22 protein-coding genes and 1 riboswitch are annotated in these 19,156 nt (G+C 35.3%); of the genes, 11 read left to right on the top strand and 11 right to left on the bottom strand.

All coding sequences use genetic code 11. The features are described 5' to 3' along the window. Positions 1 to 199 precede the first annotated feature (199 nt). The 7 genes from BMW64_RS00005 to BMW64_RS00035 form a co-directional block, all read right to left on the bottom strand. Positions 200 to 1,213, bottom strand: a complete 1,014-nt coding sequence (locus BMW64_RS00005; protein ID WP_089997818.1) for an MvdD family ATP-grasp ribosomal peptide maturase — start codon at positions 1,211 to 1,213, stop codon at positions 200 to 202. Then, entirely contained in the window at positions 1,206 to 2,162 is a 957-nt protein-coding gene (locus BMW64_RS00010) for an MvdC/MvdD family ATP grasp protein (RefSeq protein ID WP_089997819.1), read from the bottom strand. Before BMW64_RS00010 ends, BMW64_RS00005 begins: the two co-directional genes overlap by 8 nt. A gap of 83 nt (positions 2,163 to 2,245) precedes the next feature. Beyond that, a complete protein-coding gene (locus BMW64_RS00015) occupies positions 2,246 to 2,470 on the bottom strand; it encodes a microviridin/marinostatin family tricyclic proteinase inhibitor (protein ID WP_089997820.1) in 225 nt (74 codons plus the stop codon). A 44-nt stretch (positions 2,471 to 2,514) separates the two neighbouring features. Further along, positions 2,515 to 2,724 (bottom strand): microviridin/marinostatin family tricyclic proteinase inhibitor, encoded by a 210-nt coding sequence (locus BMW64_RS00020; protein WP_089997821.1) that lies wholly within the window; start codon positions 2,722 to 2,724, stop codon positions 2,515 to 2,517. Positions 2,725 to 2,839: 115 nt separating this feature from the next. Then, positions 2,840 to 3,619, bottom strand: coding sequence for an alpha/beta fold hydrolase (locus BMW64_RS00025; protein ID WP_089998476.1), 780 nt, complete (start codon positions 3,617 to 3,619; stop codon positions 2,840 to 2,842). A 94-nt stretch (positions 3,620 to 3,713) separates the two neighbouring features. Continuing rightward, the gene (locus tag BMW64_RS00030; RefSeq protein ID WP_089997822.1) at positions 3,714 to 4,433 is read right to left on the bottom strand and encodes a pyridoxine 5'-phosphate synthase; all 720 of its coding nucleotides are present in this window, start codon (positions 4,431 to 4,433) and stop codon (positions 3,714 to 3,716) included. 173 nt (positions 4,434 to 4,606) lie between these two features. Further along, positions 4,607 to 5,866, bottom strand: coding sequence for a mechanosensitive ion channel family protein (locus tag BMW64_RS00035; RefSeq protein WP_089997823.1), 1,260 nt, complete (start codon positions 5,864 to 5,866; stop codon positions 4,607 to 4,609). A gap of 475 nt (positions 5,867 to 6,341) precedes the next feature. Between BMW64_RS00035 and BMW64_RS00040 the strand changes: the two genes are divergently transcribed. Further along, on the top strand, positions 6,342 to 6,833 hold the full coding sequence (locus tag BMW64_RS00040) for a DUF456 domain-containing protein (protein ID WP_089997824.1): 492 nt from the start codon (positions 6,342 to 6,344) through the stop codon (positions 6,831 to 6,833). 12 nt (positions 6,834 to 6,845) lie between these two features. Continuing rightward, entirely contained in the window at positions 6,846 to 7,343 is a 498-nt protein-coding gene (locus BMW64_RS00045; protein WP_089997825.1) for a hypothetical protein, read from the top strand. Here BMW64_RS00045 and BMW64_RS00050 read toward each other — a convergent pair. After that, positions 7,330 to 7,971: a uracil-DNA glycosylase gene (locus BMW64_RS00050; protein ID WP_089997826.1), complete on the bottom strand. Its 642-nt coding sequence runs from the start codon at positions 7,969 to 7,971 to the stop codon at positions 7,330 to 7,332. The genes BMW64_RS00045 and BMW64_RS00050 overlap by 14 nt on opposite strands. Positions 7,972 to 8,409: 438 nt before the next feature. On the opposite strand from BMW64_RS00050, the gene BMW64_RS00055 reads away from it, so the two are divergent. The 4 genes from BMW64_RS00055 to BMW64_RS00065 all read left to right on the top strand — a co-directional run bounded on the left by BMW64_RS00055 (position 8,410) and on the right by BMW64_RS00065 (position 10,811). Beyond that, positions 8,410 to 8,946, top strand: a complete 537-nt coding sequence (locus BMW64_RS00055) for a YceI family protein (protein ID WP_089997827.1) — start codon at positions 8,410 to 8,412, stop codon at positions 8,944 to 8,946. A gap of 31 nt (positions 8,947 to 8,977) precedes the next feature. After that, on the top strand, positions 8,978 to 9,925 hold the full coding sequence (locus BMW64_RS00060) for a hypothetical protein (protein WP_317048305.1): 948 nt from the start codon (positions 8,978 to 8,980) through the stop codon (positions 9,923 to 9,925). A gap of 198 nt (positions 9,926 to 10,123) precedes the next feature. Beyond that, positions 10,124 to 10,249, top strand: coding sequence for a hypothetical protein (locus BMW64_RS21060; RefSeq protein WP_317048306.1), 126 nt, complete (start codon positions 10,124 to 10,126; stop codon positions 10,247 to 10,249). A gap of 55 nt (positions 10,250 to 10,304) precedes the next feature. Next, positions 10,305 to 10,811, top strand: coding sequence for a hypothetical protein (locus BMW64_RS00065; RefSeq protein WP_089997828.1), 507 nt, complete (start codon positions 10,305 to 10,307; stop codon positions 10,809 to 10,811). Between the two features lie 84 nt (positions 10,812 to 10,895). Here BMW64_RS00065 and BMW64_RS00070 read toward each other — a convergent pair whose 3' ends face one another. Beyond that, entirely contained in the window at positions 10,896 to 11,417 is a 522-nt protein-coding gene (locus BMW64_RS00070) for a GNAT family N-acetyltransferase (protein ID WP_089997829.1), read from the bottom strand. A 473-nt stretch (positions 11,418 to 11,890) separates the two neighbouring features. On the opposite strand from BMW64_RS00070, the gene BMW64_RS00075 reads away from it, so the two are divergent. The 3 genes from BMW64_RS00075 (at position 11,891) to BMW64_RS00085 (ending at position 15,707) form a co-directional block, all read left to right on the top strand. Continuing rightward, complete coding sequence (locus tag BMW64_RS00075) at positions 11,891 to 14,038, top strand: endonuclease MutS2 (protein ID WP_089997830.1); 2,148 nt, start codon at positions 11,891 to 11,893, stop codon at positions 14,036 to 14,038. Between the two features lie 110 nt (positions 14,039 to 14,148). Further along, complete coding sequence (locus BMW64_RS00080) at positions 14,149 to 14,970, top strand: hypothetical protein (protein ID WP_228400808.1); 822 nt, start codon at positions 14,149 to 14,151, stop codon at positions 14,968 to 14,970. A 63-nt stretch (positions 14,971 to 15,033) separates the two neighbouring features. Then, a riboswitch (cobalamin riboswitch) is annotated at positions 15,034 to 15,213 on the top strand. A gap of 110 nt (positions 15,214 to 15,323) precedes the next feature. Continuing rightward, positions 15,324 to 15,707 (top strand): acyl-CoA thioesterase, encoded by a 384-nt coding sequence (locus tag BMW64_RS00085; protein ID WP_089997832.1) that lies wholly within the window; start codon positions 15,324 to 15,326, stop codon positions 15,705 to 15,707. Positions 15,708 to 15,871: 164 nt separating this feature from the next. Here BMW64_RS00085 and BMW64_RS00090 read toward each other — a convergent pair whose 3' ends face one another. Both BMW64_RS00090 and BMW64_RS00095 read right to left on the bottom strand, forming a co-directional pair. Continuing rightward, a complete protein-coding gene (locus BMW64_RS00090) occupies positions 15,872 to 16,462 on the bottom strand; it encodes an HD domain-containing protein (RefSeq protein WP_089997833.1) in 591 nt (196 codons plus the stop codon). Between the two features lie 2 nt (positions 16,463 to 16,464). Continuing rightward, positions 16,465 to 17,151 carry an XAC2610-related protein gene (locus tag BMW64_RS00095; protein WP_089997834.1) on the bottom strand — a complete coding sequence of 229 codons (687 nt, stop codon included), beginning with the start codon at positions 17,149 to 17,151 and terminating at the stop codon, positions 16,465 to 16,467. 114 nt (positions 17,152 to 17,265) lie between these two features. On the opposite strand from BMW64_RS00095, the gene BMW64_RS00100 reads away from it, so the two are divergent. Further along, entirely contained in the window at positions 17,266 to 18,606 is a 1,341-nt protein-coding gene (locus tag BMW64_RS00100; protein WP_089997835.1) for a cytochrome P450, read from the top strand. 213 nt (positions 18,607 to 18,819) lie between these two features. Further along, the gene (locus BMW64_RS00105; protein WP_089997836.1) at positions 18,820 to 19,149 is read left to right on the top strand and encodes a PadR family transcriptional regulator; all 330 of its coding nucleotides are present in this window, start codon (positions 18,820 to 18,822) and stop codon (positions 19,147 to 19,149) included. Positions 19,150 to 19,156 lie beyond the last annotated feature (7 nt).

The raw sequence follows: 19,156 nt of genomic DNA on the forward strand, positions 1-19,156 counted from the left end.
TACAAAAAAGTAAATAATTTGGGATACAAAACCGCAAAAAGGAGAATAGCTATGGAACTTCGAGATATGATTACTGCTATTTTAATCGTATTTGCGGGAGGGGATCCCACAAAAGTTTTCAAAACATAAAAAGGTCGGAATTTCTTCCGACCATGACTAGGACAAAGCCCGTTCTTATCATCTCCTTATTTTAGATTGTTTAAGCATTTTGCACCAACACTTCGTTGCTTCGTCTCGGAGCTTTATCACACAGCAGATCGGCGATACTTTTTGAAATCAGGTTTCCTTCCGTAAGATTATCCAGCCAGAAAAATTCTCCCGCTGCATTGATTTCGATAAAATAATATTCATCTTCAGGAGAAACAATGATATCGATCGCTCCGTAATCTACGTGGTAAACATCCAAAAGTTCCAGCAGTTTTGCCTCAACATCTGACGGCAGTTCCGTGGGAACCCACTTGTCAATAAGATTAACACCATCTTTTCTCCAGTCGATTTTTGCAGCTTCTGATTGTTGAGAATCAATTTCGAACGCGAAAACATCCTGTCCGACAACCGTTACCCTCAGTTCTTTTTTCTTTTCAATTTTTTTCTGAAACTGCATCGGGCAATATAAAAGCGTATCCAGCTCCTCCAGTTTATCTTCATTCACAACATTGGTGAATACTACGCTCTCCACTCCGTCTTCGTAGATTGCAAAACCAGTCTGCATTTTTGCCACCACATTCTGATGTTTAACAACAAACTGCTTTGCTTCTTCAGGATTATTAGTGACACAGGTCTCAGGAATTTTAAGTCCTATTTTATCCGCGATTTTCAGCTGCTCTTCCTTGCTGTCTAGTCTTCTGTAAACACTTGGTTTCCCAAGAGAATAAACATCTACGGATTCCAGGAAACCGAAAAGTGTGTTGCGGATTTCTCCCATCGCTGCGCCAAAAAATTTTTCGTCCATTTCTTCTCTAAGGCCATTTCCAATATTGTATGCTCTTCTGTACCAGACTGCGGAAATATCATCCAGACGATGCTTCTTTTCGGGAATTTCGAGAGTAGTCGTCCATTTTCCATCCTGAAAAATGGTGGATAATTTATTTTTTAAAGGATATTCATCAACATTAAAGCGGATTACCTCACATCCGTTTTTATCAATATATTCGGTTACTTTTTCGATTGAAAAATTGTCTCCTGTATGCGTAATTATTAAAATTTTATTCATTGGTTTTCATTCTTTTTATAAGGTTATCGGCAATTCGCTGTGCGATGGGAAAATCAAGATCTTTCTGAAGCATTCCCCATTCTCCCTGCGGGTTGACTTCCAGAAAATAATAACTTCCGTCTGCTCCTTTGATCATATCTATGGCACCGATATAAAGGCCCATTTCGTTCATCATTGCGGTAAGATTTTGTTTAATATTTTCGGGAAGAAAATAGGCCGACCAGAAATAATTGCCCTGAGCAATTCTCCAATCGGTATTTTCACTGTTGTTGATTTTTCCTGTGAAAAATTCTCCGTCGAGATAAACGATTCTTAATTCATATTCTTTTTCAATATAGGGCTGGAAAATCATCGGACAATACTCAATATCCGCAATACCCTCCAAAGCATCTTCATCAATGATATTGGTTGAAAGAAAATTTTCCCCGCCCATGGACTTTGAGATCACGCCGTGAAGTTTTGCGACCATTTTCCCGTTACAGTATTCATGGAAGAAAGCAGTAATTTTATCAGCATCGTTTGAGAAGATGGTTTTCGGAACAGTTAATCCATGCTTTTTAGCGATATTAAGCTGCAGCATTTTGTTGCCGTCAATTTTATTTTCATTTTCGAAAGGATTGATCCATGGAAGATGCTCAAGTGCCGTGAAGAGATTGTAGCGCAACGTAGAATATTCTTTAAAAAATATCCTTCTGTAGTCTTCATCAAGCTCTTCCGGAATATTGATCTGCCACGACTTCCTATGCCATACTGCTGTAATTTCTTCCGATTTTATGGTATTTCCGGACTCATCTGTAAGCTCAAATCCATTTTCGCTGATACTTATTTTCTGATCATTATTTAATTTATCGGAATTCAGCCGGAAATATGGGATATTTTTACTTTTAAGATATTCAAAAAAGATATCAATATTATAAAAGTCGCGGGAATGTGTAATGCAAAGAATCATTTGCCGGTTTTTATTAAAAAAGGAAACTTAGAGTGTAAGTTTCCTTTCGATATAATTTGTTAATGTTCTGTATTAACTCTTCATTATACAGATGGAGAATCATCGTCACCGTCTGATGGATATTTCATGGTCTGAGCCATGTCATACTGAGGTTTTGTGATCGTATCTGCAGTTTTTGACGTTGTGATAGGACCATCCTGCGTTGCAATCGTAACATCAGTTCCTCCTTTGATTTTCTCAGGATCCTGAAGTTGTTTTTCAAGGAAAGACGCGAAGAATGGCTTCTTCTTTGAATTTTTGTTTTTCATAATAATTTTAATTTAGAGTTTCTTGAAATATAATTATTTAGTTTTTAAACTGCATTTGCATCTTCGTCACCGTCTGAAGGATACTTCATAGTAACATTATCACCTCCTGGTTTTGTAACATTGTCGCGAAGAGAACTTGTTACATTATCCTGCAATACAGAAGTCACTGCTCCTCCTTTAACTGTTTCCGGATCTTTGATCTGCTTCTCTAAGAATGAAGCGAAGAATGGCTTTTTGGATTTTTTACCTTCCATAGTATTAATATTTTATGATTTAGAATGCTCTAAAGTATTAAAAAAATATCACCTAAAGAAGATAAAAATATTTTTTAAGAAAATTTTAACAAATTACAACAAATAGAGAATTTTATTAATTAAAATTCAAAAATTGTTTAACAACATTAGCAAAATCAACAGGATTTTCCGCCTGTACCCAGTGTCCGGCATTCTTTACCGTTACAAATTCTGCTTTTGGAAATTGCTGTCTTATCGCAAAATGATCCTGCGGAAGAATATAATTTGATCTTTCACCGGCGATGAATAATGTCTTCCCTCCAAAAACACCGAATTTTATGGCATTGGATACAAATTCATTATACTTTTCAGATAATGTTTTAAGGTTGAATCTCCAGTTCAGTTTTTTATTATCGTCCCAATATAGATTTTTAGTCAGAAACTGAATGGTTGATTTTTCAGGAATATACTGACTCAGTACAGCTTCAACTTCATTTCTTGAAGTTACCGTATTGAAATCAACAGATTCCAGTGCTTTGATGATTCCCTGGTGATGCGGAGGATATGCTTTAGGTGAAATATCAACAACAATAAGGCTTTCAACCTTTTCCTGATATTTTATTGCAAATTGCATCACAGCTTTTCCGCCAAGCGAATGGCCAAGAATATGAGCTTTTGAAATTCCATAATGATCCATATACCGGAGAATATCATCAGCAAGATCGTCATGAGACATACTTTCTGAATGAAAACTACGTCCATGATTACGAAGATCGATAAGATGAACAGGAAGGTACTCTCCCATGTCTTTACCGAAACTTCCCCAGTTGTCAAGCATTCCGAATAACCCGTGAAATACCAGAAGCGGTGTCGACGAAAGATTTTCGCCAAATATTTTTGAATTTAAAATTTCCATACGTTTTTTGTTTTTGGATTGAAGATCAATGATGGAAGCTGGAAGTTTTATCAAATACTAAACTTTCAGCTTCTAATTTGACTGCAAGCCATCATTACCATTTCGCCAGCCTTTTTAAATAAGCCTGAACTGTATTTTCCAATCCCATGTATAAAGCTTCGGAAACCAGCGCGTGACCGATGGAAACCTCCAGCAGGTTTGGGATATTGTCGGCAAAATATTTAAGATTATCTAAACTTAAATCATGCCCGGCATTTAATCCCAAGCCAAAATTAGCAGCCACAACAGCCGTGTCATAATAAGGTTTTATGGCTGATTCTTTATCGACAATATAGTTTTTGGCGTAAGCTTCGGTATATAGTTCTATTCTGTCAGCTCCAGTTTTTGCGGCATATTCTACCAGTTCCGGTTGAGGATCCAGAAAAATTGAAGTACGGATCCCCGCATTTTTAAACTCTGCAATAATTTCCGTAAGAAAATCGAGATGTTTTCTGGTGTCCCATCCTGCATTGGAAGTAATCGCATCATCGGCATCAGGAACAAGCGTCACCTGCTCAGGTCTTACATCTAAAACCATATCAATAAATTCCCTGTGCGGATTACCTTCAATATTAAACTCCGTTGTCACAAGTGGTTTAAGATCATAAACATCTTTTCTCGTGATATGTCTTTCGTCAGGTCTTGGATGAATGGTAATTCCCTGTCCGCCAAACTCCTGAATTTTAACAGCAGCCTCCGTCACACTGGGCATGTCGCCTCCTCTTGCGTTTCTTAAGGTTGCAATTTTATTAATGTTTACACTAAGTTTTGTCATTTTACTGATACGTTTTTGAAATAGTCTGATAATAATTTTCCGTCACTGACATCATCAAATATATCCAGAACTATTCGATCTTTATACAGCTGCAAAGCTATTGATAAAATCCAAAATGCAGAAATGAAACGGTGATTTTTTACCTTTTAAAGAGCATTATATATATTGAAAAATTACACTTTTACCTGCATGACTTCAAGATCAAATTCTTTTGAAGCGACCAGCAAATGATCAAAAATATCTGATTGGATTTCCTCAAAACGTACCCATTCTGTATCTGTGGTAAAAGAGTAAATTTCAAGCGGAAGACCCTGCGGCGTAATATTAAGCTGACGTACCATCACTGGACCTTCTTTATCAAGCTCAGGAATTCTTTCGATATATTTCTGGGCATAATATCTGAAAACACCAATATTGGTAAGCTGTCTCCCATTGATGATTTCTTCCTTATGCATCATATTTTCCTTTTCTTTTTTCAGCTCGATGGAACTTTTATTTAGATAATCTGCAATAAGATTAATACTTTTCAGACGTTCGATATCTTCATCTGTAAGGAATTTAAATGAATTGATATTAAAGTAAATTGACTTTTTAATTCTCCTTGCATTGGTTTCTGAAATCACCTGAAGGTTTTTAATTTCCGTTGTCAGAAGATCATAGGTAGGAATCGTTGAAAAGGTTCTGTCGAAATTATTGATTTTCGTTGTCAGAAGGTTGATCTCCGAGATATTTCCCTCCAAATTATATTTTGGAATGCTCACCCAATCCCCTACTTTAAGGTTTTTTGAAGTGGCCACATGAAGCCCGGTGACAAATCCTAAAATGGTGTCCCGGAAAACCAAAACCAGAACGGCGGTTATCGCTCCTAAACTTCCGACAATCGTTGTCCCTTTAATTCCGAAAATCACGCAGATTCCGACTACTGAAAATAAGAAAATTCCTAAAATCTTCATTGTTTCGGAAATGGCATTCAGCGCCATGATTCTGTAGAAGTCCTGTTTGATAATAAAATAGTTCCTAAAAGCTGACAGTCCTCTGTACAACATTCCCGCGAAGATCATAACCATCCCCAAGTTTACAGATCTTATAAGGAAATTTGTTGTTTTATCAAGTGCACCAGCAAAAATAGATTCATGAATACTTCCAACAATCAAAAGCGCAAATAAATGGGCAAGCGAATTGGTGATTTTTGATTCGTAAATAGAATTGATAACTGGATATTTTTCTTTATTTCTAAAAATTCTGAAGACACTATTAATGATAATCTTAAAAATAAAATCAAAAACCAGAAAAATACAAATTAACAGTGTGATTTTTACAATGATATGGAATACGAATGCAAACCCATCGGGCGCTATTCGGCTGATGTATCGGTAAAGTGGTTCACTTAATCCCTGTATAAGGTCTTTGGTTTCTTCTAATTGATCGTTCATTACAACAAATTTAGGAAAATAAGGATGATTTCTTATAGGATTCTATGCATCAATTTTTATCCCAAAATGGATTTTATACACTATTTTAATGAAAATTAGAACTTATTTAAATTTAACTAAAAATAATTTTTGCAGATCATGTTGATATGCGATCTAAATGCAAATAATATAGTACAGTCTCTATTACACCGTTATGAAAATATAAAACTTTGATAAACTTCCGTAAATAATTATAAAAAAAATCACATTTTAATGAATTTATATTCAATTATTTATTATATTTGATTATAACTAAACAATTACAACGAAAAAGTTATTGCCGTACATTGTTTAGCATCCTAAACAGGAATTTAGATGTAATACATCTAATCCTACACTACGCAATTGTAAACCTTTAATAAAAACTTCACCTTAAACATGGAAGTGGCTTTTATAGAGCCACTTTTTTTTATATCTTTTCATTAAATTAAACTATATGGATACAACCTTAATTGATATTCTCTGCCTTATTCTCCTGTTTCTGGGAATTTTAGGGACCTTTCTTCCCGTTTTGCCGGGATTACTTTTAAGCATTTGCGGACTTCTGATTTATAAATTCGGAACCGATGCAGACTTGTCGATGATTTATGTTTGGGCATTTATCATACTTACCATCGCCTCAGTAGTACTGAATTACGTAATTCCCGCAAAAACCAACCAGAAGTACGGAGGCACACGCTGGGGAAGCATTGGCTCGGTAATCGGTACCATTGTTGGACTATTTCTGCCTATTCCTTTAGGCTTTTTAGTCGGAATGTTTGCCGGCGTTTTCATAGGCGAACTTCTTCACGACAGCAAAGATTTCAATAAAGCGCTAAGATCGACGAAAGGAGCTTTTATAGGATTTATCTACGGAACTGGATTTAGCTTTGTTGTCGGTGTGGCAATGTTTTTGGTGGTAGTACTGAATATGCTTGCTATTATTTAAAAGAAATAAGAAATGTTGTACAAAACCGTTATATTAAGCTTAGGATTATTATCATTAATCAATTGCAAAACGCAGAAAGAAGCGAACGTTTCAACAGAAAATCAGGTGGAAAATTCAGGAAACCTTACCAAAAATACCAAAGACGGCTCCATCATCTATTTCAATGAAGGGGAAAACAGGTTTTTGAATAAATACCAGATGAATGTTACATTCAAACGCATTTCGGAAGACAGCAGATGTCCGAAAGATGTCAACTGCATCTGGGCAGGTGTTGCTGTGGCTGAAATTGAAGTAATGGGAACCGCAACAAGACCCATGACTTTATCACTTGCAACCGTAGATAACAAAGGAAGAGATTATCATCAATCCGCAGATTTCAACGGCTATAAAATTACTTTAATGGAAGTGAATCCTTATCCCGAAGCAGCACAAGGTTCAAATGCACTGAACGATAAGTACCGGATCGGTATCAAAATTCAAAAATCCGATGAAGACTCTACCATGAAATAGGCTTTTTGCCTTTAGATACAAGATATTCATTAATTTTTGAGAAAGGTTTGCTTCCGAAAAAACCTCTGTGAACAGAAAATGGCGACGGATGCGCAGATTTTAAGATAAAATGTTTAGCCGGATCAATGAGTTCGGCTTTTTTTTGTGCAAAAGCGCCCCATAATACAAATACAACATTTTCTTTTTTATCTGAGATTTCTTTAATAATAAAATCCGTGAATTTTTCCCAGCCTAAATCCTTGTGAGAGTTTGGAGAATGTGCACGTACCGTTAAAGTCGCATTTAATAATAAAACGCCCTGCTTTCCCCAGTCATCCAATTCCTTGGACCTTCTTTCAATTCCAAGATCATCTTTAAGTTCGATAAAAATGTTTTTCAGCGATGGTGGCGCGGCAACCTGCTCTGAAACGGAGAAACACAGTCCATTTGCCTGATAATCATTATGATAAGGATCCTGACCGATAATTACTACTTCAATATCGTCAAAAGGAGTAATCTCCAACGCTCTGAAAATCTGACTTTTCGGAGGAAACACTTTTGTTGTTGCATATTCCTGCTTTACTTTTTCCCAAAGATTTGTAAAATATTCGGTGTTTTTTATAGGGGCTAATATTTCTGTCCAGGTCATATTACAATAGTTTATCTTATTAATTAAATATCAACATACACAGATCAAAAGAGCTGCCAGCTATAGCAAACATTAATAATTTTTCAAATATAAAAAATATATACTGAATGTATTTATTGGTTAATCGATAAAGTAACCATTAATAGCTGCGCACACAACAAATTCAGCGTGACTTTCATCAGCAAATTTCCCATCAGAGTTTATATGATTTATTTTATCATCTAACATTTTAACCTGAAATAAATTAAAAATCAAACATTAGCCATTTAGAACGAAAAATTATCAAAAATAAACATAAAATATTAAAAATCAGATAAAACATTATTTTTTAAAGATTTATATCATATTCAAAAATTATCATAAAATTAACATAATATCTACCTTTATATCATAAAACAAAGGAATATTAAATAATATAACTATTAAATATTTATCGATATGAAAACTTTAAGAATTTTCTTGAATACAACAATCCTATGCGGAACATTATTTTTTTATCAAAATGCAGAAGCACAAAAAATCAATCAGAAAACCACTACTATTCTTGTTAACGGAACCTCCCCTTTACACGATTGGGAAATGAACTCTTCAGCTGCCACTTTTACAGCAACCGTAAATGGAAACAGCATTGCCAATGCCACCTTTACCATGCCTGTAAAAAACCTGAAAAGCAAAAAAGGAACTACCATGGATAATAAAGCGTATGAAGCTTTAAAAGCAGCGCAATATCCTACCATTTCATTTACCGCATCATCAATCAATATGGGTAAAAGTAACATCAGCGGAAAGCTGACTATTGCAGGAGTTTCCAAAAATGTTTCATTTCCTGTAAATGTTGCTAAAAATGAAAACACCTATACCATTTATGGAACAGAAACCGTAAAACTTTCAGATTATGGAATGAGCAGACCTGGTTTCATGGGCATAAAAACAGGAGATGAGGTGACAATAAAAGTAAATATTGTAGCACAGTAAACCAATGAAAACAACATTAAAATCAAGCATTATGAAAACCAACTACATAAAAACAGCACTATTAGGAACCGTTTTACTCACCAGCGCCGCACAGGCTCAACAGTTTCCACTTGATAATCTGAAACCGCGGGATCAAAGAGGTATTAATATTTTTGAAAATCCTAAAGATTCCGTAACCACCTTTGAAAAACTTAAAGTAAGAATCGGAGGAGCTTTTGCCCTACAATTCCAGGGACTTAAACATGAAAGCGGCGCAGATCAATCCGTACCGGCAACCCAGCTTTACGATATCGGAAACAACTTCAACTTACCTACAGCTAACCTCGATCTTGACGTGGCGTTATATGACGGTATCAATTTACATTTAAGAACGTTCTTGTCTTCCCGTCACCACAATGAAACCTATGTAAAAGGCGGATACATCCAAATTGACAAACTGGATTTTATCCAAAAAGATTTTTTGAGTGACTTTATGAAACATTCAACCATTAAGTTTGGTCATGACGAAATCAACTATGGAGATGTGCATTTCAGAAGAAGCGATAACGCCTACACCACCCAAAATCCATTTGTAGGAAATTATCTGATGGACGCTTATGCAACCATGATCTTTGCTGAATATTACTACCGACGAGACGGCTTTATCGGAATGGGAGGTATTACCAACGGAAGACTTAACCAAAATGCCAACGGCGGAACAAGCCCTTCATTATATGGTAAAATAGGTTACGACAAACAGCTGACCAGCGACCTGAGAATACGTCTTACAGGATCCGTTTATAATACAGCCAATACACAGAGACTTGACTTTTATGACGGTGACAGAGCCGGATCAAGATACTATTATGTAATGGAAAATGCAGCAGCTACCTCTTCTGCCAACTTCAGATCAGGACAAGTAGTACCGGATTTTAAAAATAAAGTTACCTCTTTCATGATCAACCCGTTTGTGAGATATAAAGGTCTTGAATTTTTCTGAACTTTTGAAAGCGCTTCAGGACGAAATTTAGCAGAAGTTGACAGAAGAACCTGGAACCAATATGCCGGAGAGCTGATTTACCGTTTCGGAAATGATGACAATCTGTACTTCGGAGGAAGATATAACAAAGTAAAAGGTGAGCTGGCAACAGGCGATAAAGTAGACATTACCCGTTTCAATATCGGCGGAGGCTGGTTTATGACCAAAAATATCCTTGCGAAAGCAGAATATGTAAATCAGAAATATGACGGCTATCCTACTTCAAGCATCCTGTATGATGGCAAATTCAACGGATTTGTGCTCGAAGCAGCCATTTCTTTCTAAATGAAAATCAACCGTAAAAGTTTTATTTAAAACTTTTTCAAAAACAATCTGAATTATGAAAGCTTTTTTAACTGCCATTCCGTTTTTATTTGGAATATTCATGAATGCTCAGGAAAATTATGTTCAGATCAGCGGAAGCACCAATATCAATACTTTTAAATGTACGAATAATACATTCAAAGCACCAGGAGGGAACTTTATGATCAGCGAAAAAAACCTTCCTAATATCGCCCTAAAAGTAGATGATTTTGACTGCCGCAACAGAATAATGACTTCCGACTTTCAGAAAACCCTTTCAGCAGAAGACCACCCTTATCTTCATGTAAAGTTTCTTTCTTTAGATAAAAGCAAAACGGTGTATAATGCACAGATCGAAGTGAAAATGATTGACAAAAGCAAAATATATAATGTTACTTTTTGTCTGCAAAATGGGAAATTCACCGGTAAAAGAAGCGTAAAATTCAGTGATTTCGACATATCACCTCCAAAAAAAATGGGCGGAATGATTGTTGTAAAAGATGATCTCAATCTGGTATTTGCACTCTCAGCAAACACGCAATAATACAAAATACATTTTAGGTTGCACAAGAAAATGCTTAGAGATTGATGAAGTCTGCAGTAAATTTATACTGCAGACTTTTGGAGTTTAAAAGTCATTATCTTTATTACTCTTCAGACTGAAAACCAGATTATCAGGAAATCCTTCGTCCTCTCTATCTTCTTCCAAAGCGAAGTGGTGCCGTAGAAGTATTTTTTGTGAATCATTATTAAATCGATCTGTCATGGCAACTATTTCGGTTAGATTTAAATTTTTAAAAGCAAAATCGATCACTGTTGATAATGCCTCGGACATGAAACCTTTTTTATGATAATCAGGAAGCAGTTCATAGCCGACTTCAGCAGTTTGCCGGTCTTCAGAAAAATTCCAGAGACAGATCGTACCGATAAGACCAGGTTGCTCTTTTAAAGAAATCCCCCAATAGAATGTTTCGTTATTCCTTGTTTTTTCTTTAATTGTCAGGATAAACTGAAGCGCATCGTAATTATTTTTCGGAGAATTCCTTTTCACAAAACGATTAATCACTTCATTGCTTCTGATCTTTAAAATATCTTCAACGTGACTTTCGTTGATTTCTTTTAATTGTAATCTTTCGGTTTCCAGTTTCATATTTCAAATTTACTAAAACTAAGTCTTGAGCTAAAAATTTTTATAAACACATTAGAAAACTTTAAAGTTTATCATATTGAAGATAATAAAGATCACATAGAAGAAAATCAAAGATTTTCAAAACTAATGTGTTCTTGTTTACGGCAAAAATTTAACTTCAAATAACTAATGTGTTAAAATTTTGTTGATTTGTGGATTTAAATAAATGGCTGTTTAAACTTTTATATAACCGCAAAAGTTGCAAAAGACGAGCTCAACTTTTATTTAAAGTTGATAATTACAAATGAAAAGGTTACAATAACTTAAAAAAATCTTCGATTTTTATTCTTTTGAAAACTTTAAATACAGTAATCATTTCATTGTGATTATCTTTTGCAACTTTTGCGGTTAATTCTGAAATTAGTTTAAACAAGTTTTAAATGAAACAGACTCATTTTCAAATTAATTTCACATTTTCTCACTAAATTTGCCATGTGTTTATAAATAAAGAAGATTTAAATGAATTAGAGTTTCCGCAATTGCTCGCGGAAATCTCCCCTTTTGCATCTTCTCCAAAAACGAGAGAAAAAATTCTTCAGCTTCGTCCGATGGAAATTAACGAGGCAGAAATTTCCCTAAAAAAAACTTCAGAATATTTATCCAGCTTTGAAAGCTCAAATGCAATTCCGTTTGATGAATATGAAGATATTGAAAGCGAACTAAAACTTATGCTGATCGAGAATTACCGTCTCGAAAATAATGCGTTCATCAAAATAAAAACCATTACGGAACAGATCGGAAAACTTCAGAAATTTTTCCCGACGATGCCCGAAACTTTCCCTACTTTGATGGAAGATGTTTCCATTCTTGAGTTTAGAAAGGAGATTATTGATAAAGTTGACAAAGTTTTCAACCGTTTTGGAGAGGTTAAGAGTGAAGCTTCACCTGTTCTAAAAGTACTTCGATCTGAAATCCAGTTGGCCAAGAAAGCCATTCAGGAAAACTTTAACCGCGCTTTGTTTAATTACGGTCAGAGTGAATTCTTGGATGACATCCGTGAAACAATCATTGATGACCAGCGGGTTTTAGCAGTAAAATCAGGATTCAAGAAAAGAGTTCCCGGAAGAGTATTGGGATTATCTAAAACAGGTTCCATCACTTATATCCAGCCGGATTCTGTGGTGAAGCATTATTTTAAGCTTAAGGAAAACGAAGAGGAAGAAAAAAAGGAAATTGATAAAATCCTGCGAAAATTAACGGCCGAGCTTGCAGAATTTCAACCTCAGCTGTGGAGATACCAGAAGTATATTTTTGACCTGGATTTAACGAGAGCAAAAGCAAAATTTGCAGAGCTTATCAACGGTGTTTTACCGAAAATCAACCGACATAAAACTTTAAGGCTGAGAGAAGCATTTCATCCTTTATTATTCTTAAGGAACAAGGCGGAGAATAAAACCATTTTTCCACAGACATTAACATTAACGGACCATAACAGGATCATCTGTATTTCCGGACCAAATGCCGGAGGAAAATCTATTACTCTAAAAACAGTAGGATTACTTCAATTAATGATCCAGAGCGGAATTTTGGTTCCGACCCATCCGAAATCCGAAATGTTTTTCTTTGATAAAATCATGACGGATATTGGTGATAATCAGTCTATTGAAAATCATCTTTCGACCTATTCATCAAGACTGAAGAAAATGGGTGGAATTATTCGTGAAGCTGATGCCAATACCCTGCTACTGATTGATGAGTTCGGTACAGGTTCAGATCCTGAACTGGGTGGTGCGTTAGCAGAAAGTTTTCTTGAGTTTTTCTATGATAAGAAGAGTTTTGCCATTATTACCACACACTACACCAATATCAAGCTGGTGGTAGAACAGCTTCCGAATGCACAAAATGCGGCGATGCTTTTTAATGAAGAAACGCTTGAGCCGATGTATAAGCTGGAAGTCGGACAGGCAGGAAGTTCATTTACCTTTGAAGTTGCAGAGAAAAACAAAATTCCGAGATTTATTATTCATTCTGCTAAGAAAAAAGTGGAACATGATATTGTAAATCTTGATAAAACAATCGTAAAACTTCAGCAGGAAAAGTATGAGGTTGAAAAACTGAAAACCGATCTTGCCGAAAGAAAGGAATCTGTCGAAGATAAACGGGATAACCTGCAAAAACTGAACGAGCAACTTCAGCAAAAGCTATATAACTTCCAGAAATTATATGAAGAAGAGCATCGTAAACTTCAGTTCGGAAATAAGATTGAAACCTTCATCGACAGCTATACCAAAGGCAAATCAAGAAAAGATGTGGTGAAAGATTTTGTAAAGCTTCTGGAGCAGGAAAAATTCCGTAAGCTGGGAGCTGATAAAGATGAAAGCAAACGCCTTCAGGTTGTTAAACGAAAAATCACGCAACAACTGAAGAAAGAGGAAGTTATCGAAAAGATTGCCGAAACCAATGAAAAGCTGGAAGAAAAGCGAAAAACCGACCGCGCTTTGTGGATGAAAGTCGGACAACGGGTGCGTATTTCAGGAAGCACAAGTGTGGGAACTATTGAAAAAATTTCGAGAAATAAAGTGATTGTGAATTACGGAACATTCAAGACGACAATTGATGCGGATGAACTGGAGAGGATTTAATAATTAAATATAAAATCAGAGAGCTTTAATCAGCTCTCTTTTACTTTTTATAGCAAATTTGAGAATTGCAACAACATTATTATCTTCCGAAAAATATTTAATTAATATATTTGAACTGTCAAAAAAAATTCATGATGATTTCCGTAAAAAAAACGTTGTATTTATCAATTTTCAGTTTTCTTTTTATGGCTTTTGCCAAAGGGCAGAATAAAGTCCCTTTCGGTGTTGTAAAAGCTGAAGAAGGATACGCTATGGTGCGTGTTCATAAAGATGATTACCGAAAAATTATTGATAAAATCCGAATGAAAACCGGTGATGTTTTTATTTACGTAAAACCAGCTCCCGGCGAAACCGAATGGATCTGGATCAAATATCCTGAAAAAGATGACACCGACAAGCCATTCGTTAGATACGACAGCATTACAAAAGAAGGAATGGTAAACAAAAGCCGCGTGGTTTTCGTGGATAAACTGCCACAATTCACTCCGTCAAAATCAAAAAACGGAAAATCACTGATCTTTACAGACGACACCAACCCTAAAATTCCTGGAAACCAGAGAACAAAAGTGATTATCGATATCTACCCTTCTTATGCAAAACTTAAGAAACAGGAAAAGGATGCGGACGGGAATATTATTAAAATTGACAAAGTAAAATCCTGGGGTGTTGGCAAAGAGATCCCTGAAGGAATGACGGAAATAAAATCTATACGGGTTCAGCAGCCGGGAAGAGGCTCTGTCTTTGTGAGAGATGCTATCAAAAATATGTTCCAGCCGACGATGGATTTCAACAATATCGGTGTAACAGCGATTGATAACGATCATATTTTCCTCTATATGATCAATGGTTCCGGCGAAAACAGATATACAACGATTTGGACCATCAAACAAGGGAAGGTTCAAAGCCAGATCATTTACAAAAACCCTGAATAATTCACCAATAATCACTACTTTTGCTGCCGAAAAGAATTTACTTTTGGCTCTTTGCCTTATGTTTAAACTTTTCAGGAAACTGGTTTTGCTTAGCTGCAGATTAAAAGGGAATCGTGTGAAAATCACGAACTGTCGCGCAACTGTAAGTAACTGAAGTCTTTATTAAAAAGTCCACTGTACAGATTACGGGAAGGAAATAAAGATGTTACAAGTCAGGAGACCTGCCTTTTTCTTCACAATAAAAACTTTCGCGATTTGAAGTTTGTTGATCTAATGGATATTCAGAGATTTTCTTCTCTGCATTTTTCTGTTTGTTCTGAAAACATTCATTTCGCTTTAATTAATAATGTAATATGACTACAGAAGAAAGAATTGAAGCATCCGAAACCCGAATTTTCAAAGCCGTTTTTCCCAATACAACCAACCATTACGATACTCTTTTCGGAGGTACTGCCATGCAGCTGATGGATGAGGTTGCCTTTATCGCTGCAACACGATTTGCGAGAAAGCGTGTCGTGACCGTGAGTAGTGATAAAATTGATTTTAAAAGATCTATTCCTGCCGGAACAATTGTAGAACTGATCGGAAAGGTCATACATGTTGGAAACACGAGTATGAAAGTAAACGTAGAAATCTATACTGAACAGATGTATTCTTATGAAAGAGAAAGGGCGATCGTGGGAGATTTTACTTTCGTAGCGATTGATGAATTCAAGAAACCAATTCAAATACTATAAAGGGCTTCGGCGGCCTTTGGCCGCCGAAGCTATTATCTTTTTATCTCCCATAGATTGGGCAGATTTATACTTGAGGAAATATATGTAACCATTTGCTAAACCTGTGTAATTTGTGCAATCTTTGGGAGAATTCTATTAAAAGCTTAAGTCGATCTGATTTAAATTTACTTCAACACCTTCTCAGTTTCCAGATTTTTAATTAAGAGTAATTGAAAGGCCTCTCCCAACTCATCAGAGGCCCTGCTTATGGCATTTTCCAGCATATTTCTGATTTGTTTTTCGGTAACTCCGGCTTCCGTCCAGCTTTTTCCTGAAGTATGTGAATTTAGGATAAAAGGCATGATCCGGTCAATGGCGCAGGCAAAAATAGCATCCGGGGTTTGTTCTTCCTCAAATTCCAGCCAGAGATTGAAAAATTCCGACCGCAACGGTTCGTCTAAAATCCCGAAGATTTTTTGAGCTGAAACTTTTTCTCTTTCAAATTTTCCAACCATTGCTGCTTCATCAAACAAGAAAGTATCTCCCGCTTCAATTTCAACCAAATCGTGAATGGATAACATTCTGATGACTCTCAATAAATCTATATCCGCTCTGTTTTTCGCATATGGAAAAAGGATTTGTGCTAAAATAATGATCTGCCATGAATGTTCTGCCGTGTTTTCTCTTCTGGAATCGTCTGCATTGTAATTTCTTCTCTGTACATTTTTTAAGGCATCAACTGCCAAAATAAAATCGATTTCCTTTTGTATCTTCATTGTTAATCTTTGTAATATTCTTTTATTGGATACGTTTTAACATTTTGTATCCATTTATCATTGATAAATTCGCGTTTTGTCACGACAACTTTTTCTCCACCGGTTGCATCTTCTTCCAGTTCATAAACTTTAAATAAACCTCTTTGTGGCAATACAGAATATTCTGTCGTGAGATGCCAGCAACATCCTGATTTTGAGTATGTAATTAATCTTTTCCTCCCAGAATCTGTATTAAACATACCCAAATTATCATGAGCCAAGCCCGTTAATTCCTCACTTAAAACAAACTGTTTTTTAGTAATATTAAATACATAGACATCGTAAGAAGGTCCGCTATAACCACTTTCGTTACCATTTCTTATGGCAATATCTTCCGTTCCGTCAAAATTAAAATCATCAAAAACCAACGGACTTTGTTCATCATATAATTGAATGATGTTCGCGGTAGGCTTTTGATCTTCATTTAAATAGAAATTAAGATCATCAGATGTTAAAGTCTGAAATTTTTTGGAAGTATTCCTATCAAATAATTCTATTACAGCTTTTCCTCTACATTCTTCGTTATCACAGGTTTCGACATTAATTTTTACATCATAATTCTTCGATGCATCTTTTAATTCAAACTGAGCCTGACCAAAAGTAAGATTTCCTATAATAAGGAATGGCAGCAGAGATCCGTACTTTATCATATTTTGCGTTTTTTTAAGTGAAAAATTATTTCAATATATTACAAAAATAAGGGTTTTGATTGTAAAGCTGTTCTGTTTAGCATATTAGTTGTATTTTTAATTTAAATATTTGATATGTCTTCAAAATTCAATTATCCGCCGGAAATTAAAGAAAAAAGAAAATTGTATTCCCTTTTCAACGGGGTAAAAGATCCTTTAGGAGTGATCAGTGGAAATCATGCCATTGCAGGAGACAGCTATCATCTGAAAGCAACTTTCACAAATAAATATTTTATTTTTTCTCAGGATAAAGAGCTTGTCGAATATATTTTAAAGCAAAATCATAAGAATTATTTTAAATCTGAAATACAATCGGTCACTTTAGGAAAATATCTTGGAAAGGGATTATTGACCAACAATGGAAAAGATTGGCTTAAACAGCGAAGATTAATTCAACCAGGATTCAGTAAAGCAAAAATTGCCAATCTGGTTTCTATTATGAAAGAAGAGATCGATTCGGCTTTTTCACCTTTTGACAAAGAGCCTGAAATTGATCTCTACGACTTTTTTCATACGCTGGCTTTCAATATTGTCGCGAAAACTCTTTTTAGTTCGGATATTGATGAAAGTAAGGTAAAAGAATTAGGCAAAATCATCACTGAGGTTCAAGAAGTTTTTGCAAAGGAAGTAAGAATCCCTTTTTATACTCAAATTCTACAAACGCTTGGAGTAATCGACAAAACAATAAGAAAAAGCAACAAAGCAAAACAAATTATTCAGAGCGTTCTGGAAAAAAGAAGAAATTCCGGAGATGAGAAGAATGATTTGCTGGATATGCTCATTCACACACGATATGAAGACACACAGCTTCCGATGTCCGATGAACAGCTGGTTGATGAAATGCTTATCCTTTTCATTGCAGGCCATGAAACGACTGCGAATGCTTTAAGCTTTATCTTTTTTGAGATCAGTCAGAATCCTGAAGTAGAAAAAAAATTACAGCAGGAAATTACAGAAGAAGGCGAAAATCTTTTCACCACGGAAAACTTAATGAAAAAATCTTATACTTCCAATGTCATTAAAGAAGCCATGAGATTGCATTCTCCGGCTTGGGCAATCGACCGTCAGGCTTTGGAAGATGATCATTTTAAAGATTATTCCTGGAAAAAAGGAACTTTAATTATACTCTATATTACAGGGTTACACAGAAATCCAAAGTACTGGAGTGATCCTGATTCCTTTATCCCGGAACGTTTTGATGATGAAAATGCCAAGAATTTTGCGTACTATCCTTTCGGGGCGGGGCCCCGACTTTGCATTGGTGAACATTTTGCTATGATGGAAATGGCTCTTATCGTCCGTAAATTCTACAAAGACTACAGCTTTATATCTTTTCATAAGGAATTGCAGAAAAAAGCATTAGTTACCTTAAGAACAACAAGCTTAAAAGGTAAAATTATAAAAAATTTAACCTAATTTTCTCAAACTTCTCATTTCAAAAAATATAGTATTAAAAATAATTATTCTGATTTTCAATTAGTTAATCATTTGTTTTAAATTTTTTCACTACTTTGTATTGCATAATACCATTTAAATTACATATCTTTGTAATGTAAAATCGAAATAGGATCATCTAGCTAGGTTCCGGATTTCGAAAATTATATAACTAATTAACAAAACTTATTAAAGATGAATACTGAAAATACCAAAGCGCAAATGCGAAAAGGAATTCTGGAATTCTGTATTTTAAGTCTCATCAACCATCGTGAAATGTATGTTTCCGACTTAATAGATGAACTGAAAAAAGGAAAACTGGATGTAGTGGAAGGAACACTCTACCCTCTTTTAACAAGATTAAAAAACGGCGAATTTCTTTCGTACAGATGGGAAGAATCTACAGGGGGACCTCCAAGGAAGTACTACCAGATTACTGAAAAAGGCAAACTGTTTTTAGATGAACTTCAGAATACCTGGAATGAATTAACAGATTCAGTTAACCAAATCACTCAAAAACCTTAAAAAACAA

The organism is Chryseobacterium taichungense (assembly GCF_900109935.1).
GTDB lineage: Bacteria > Bacteroidota > Bacteroidia > Flavobacteriales > Weeksellaceae > Chryseobacterium > Chryseobacterium taichungense.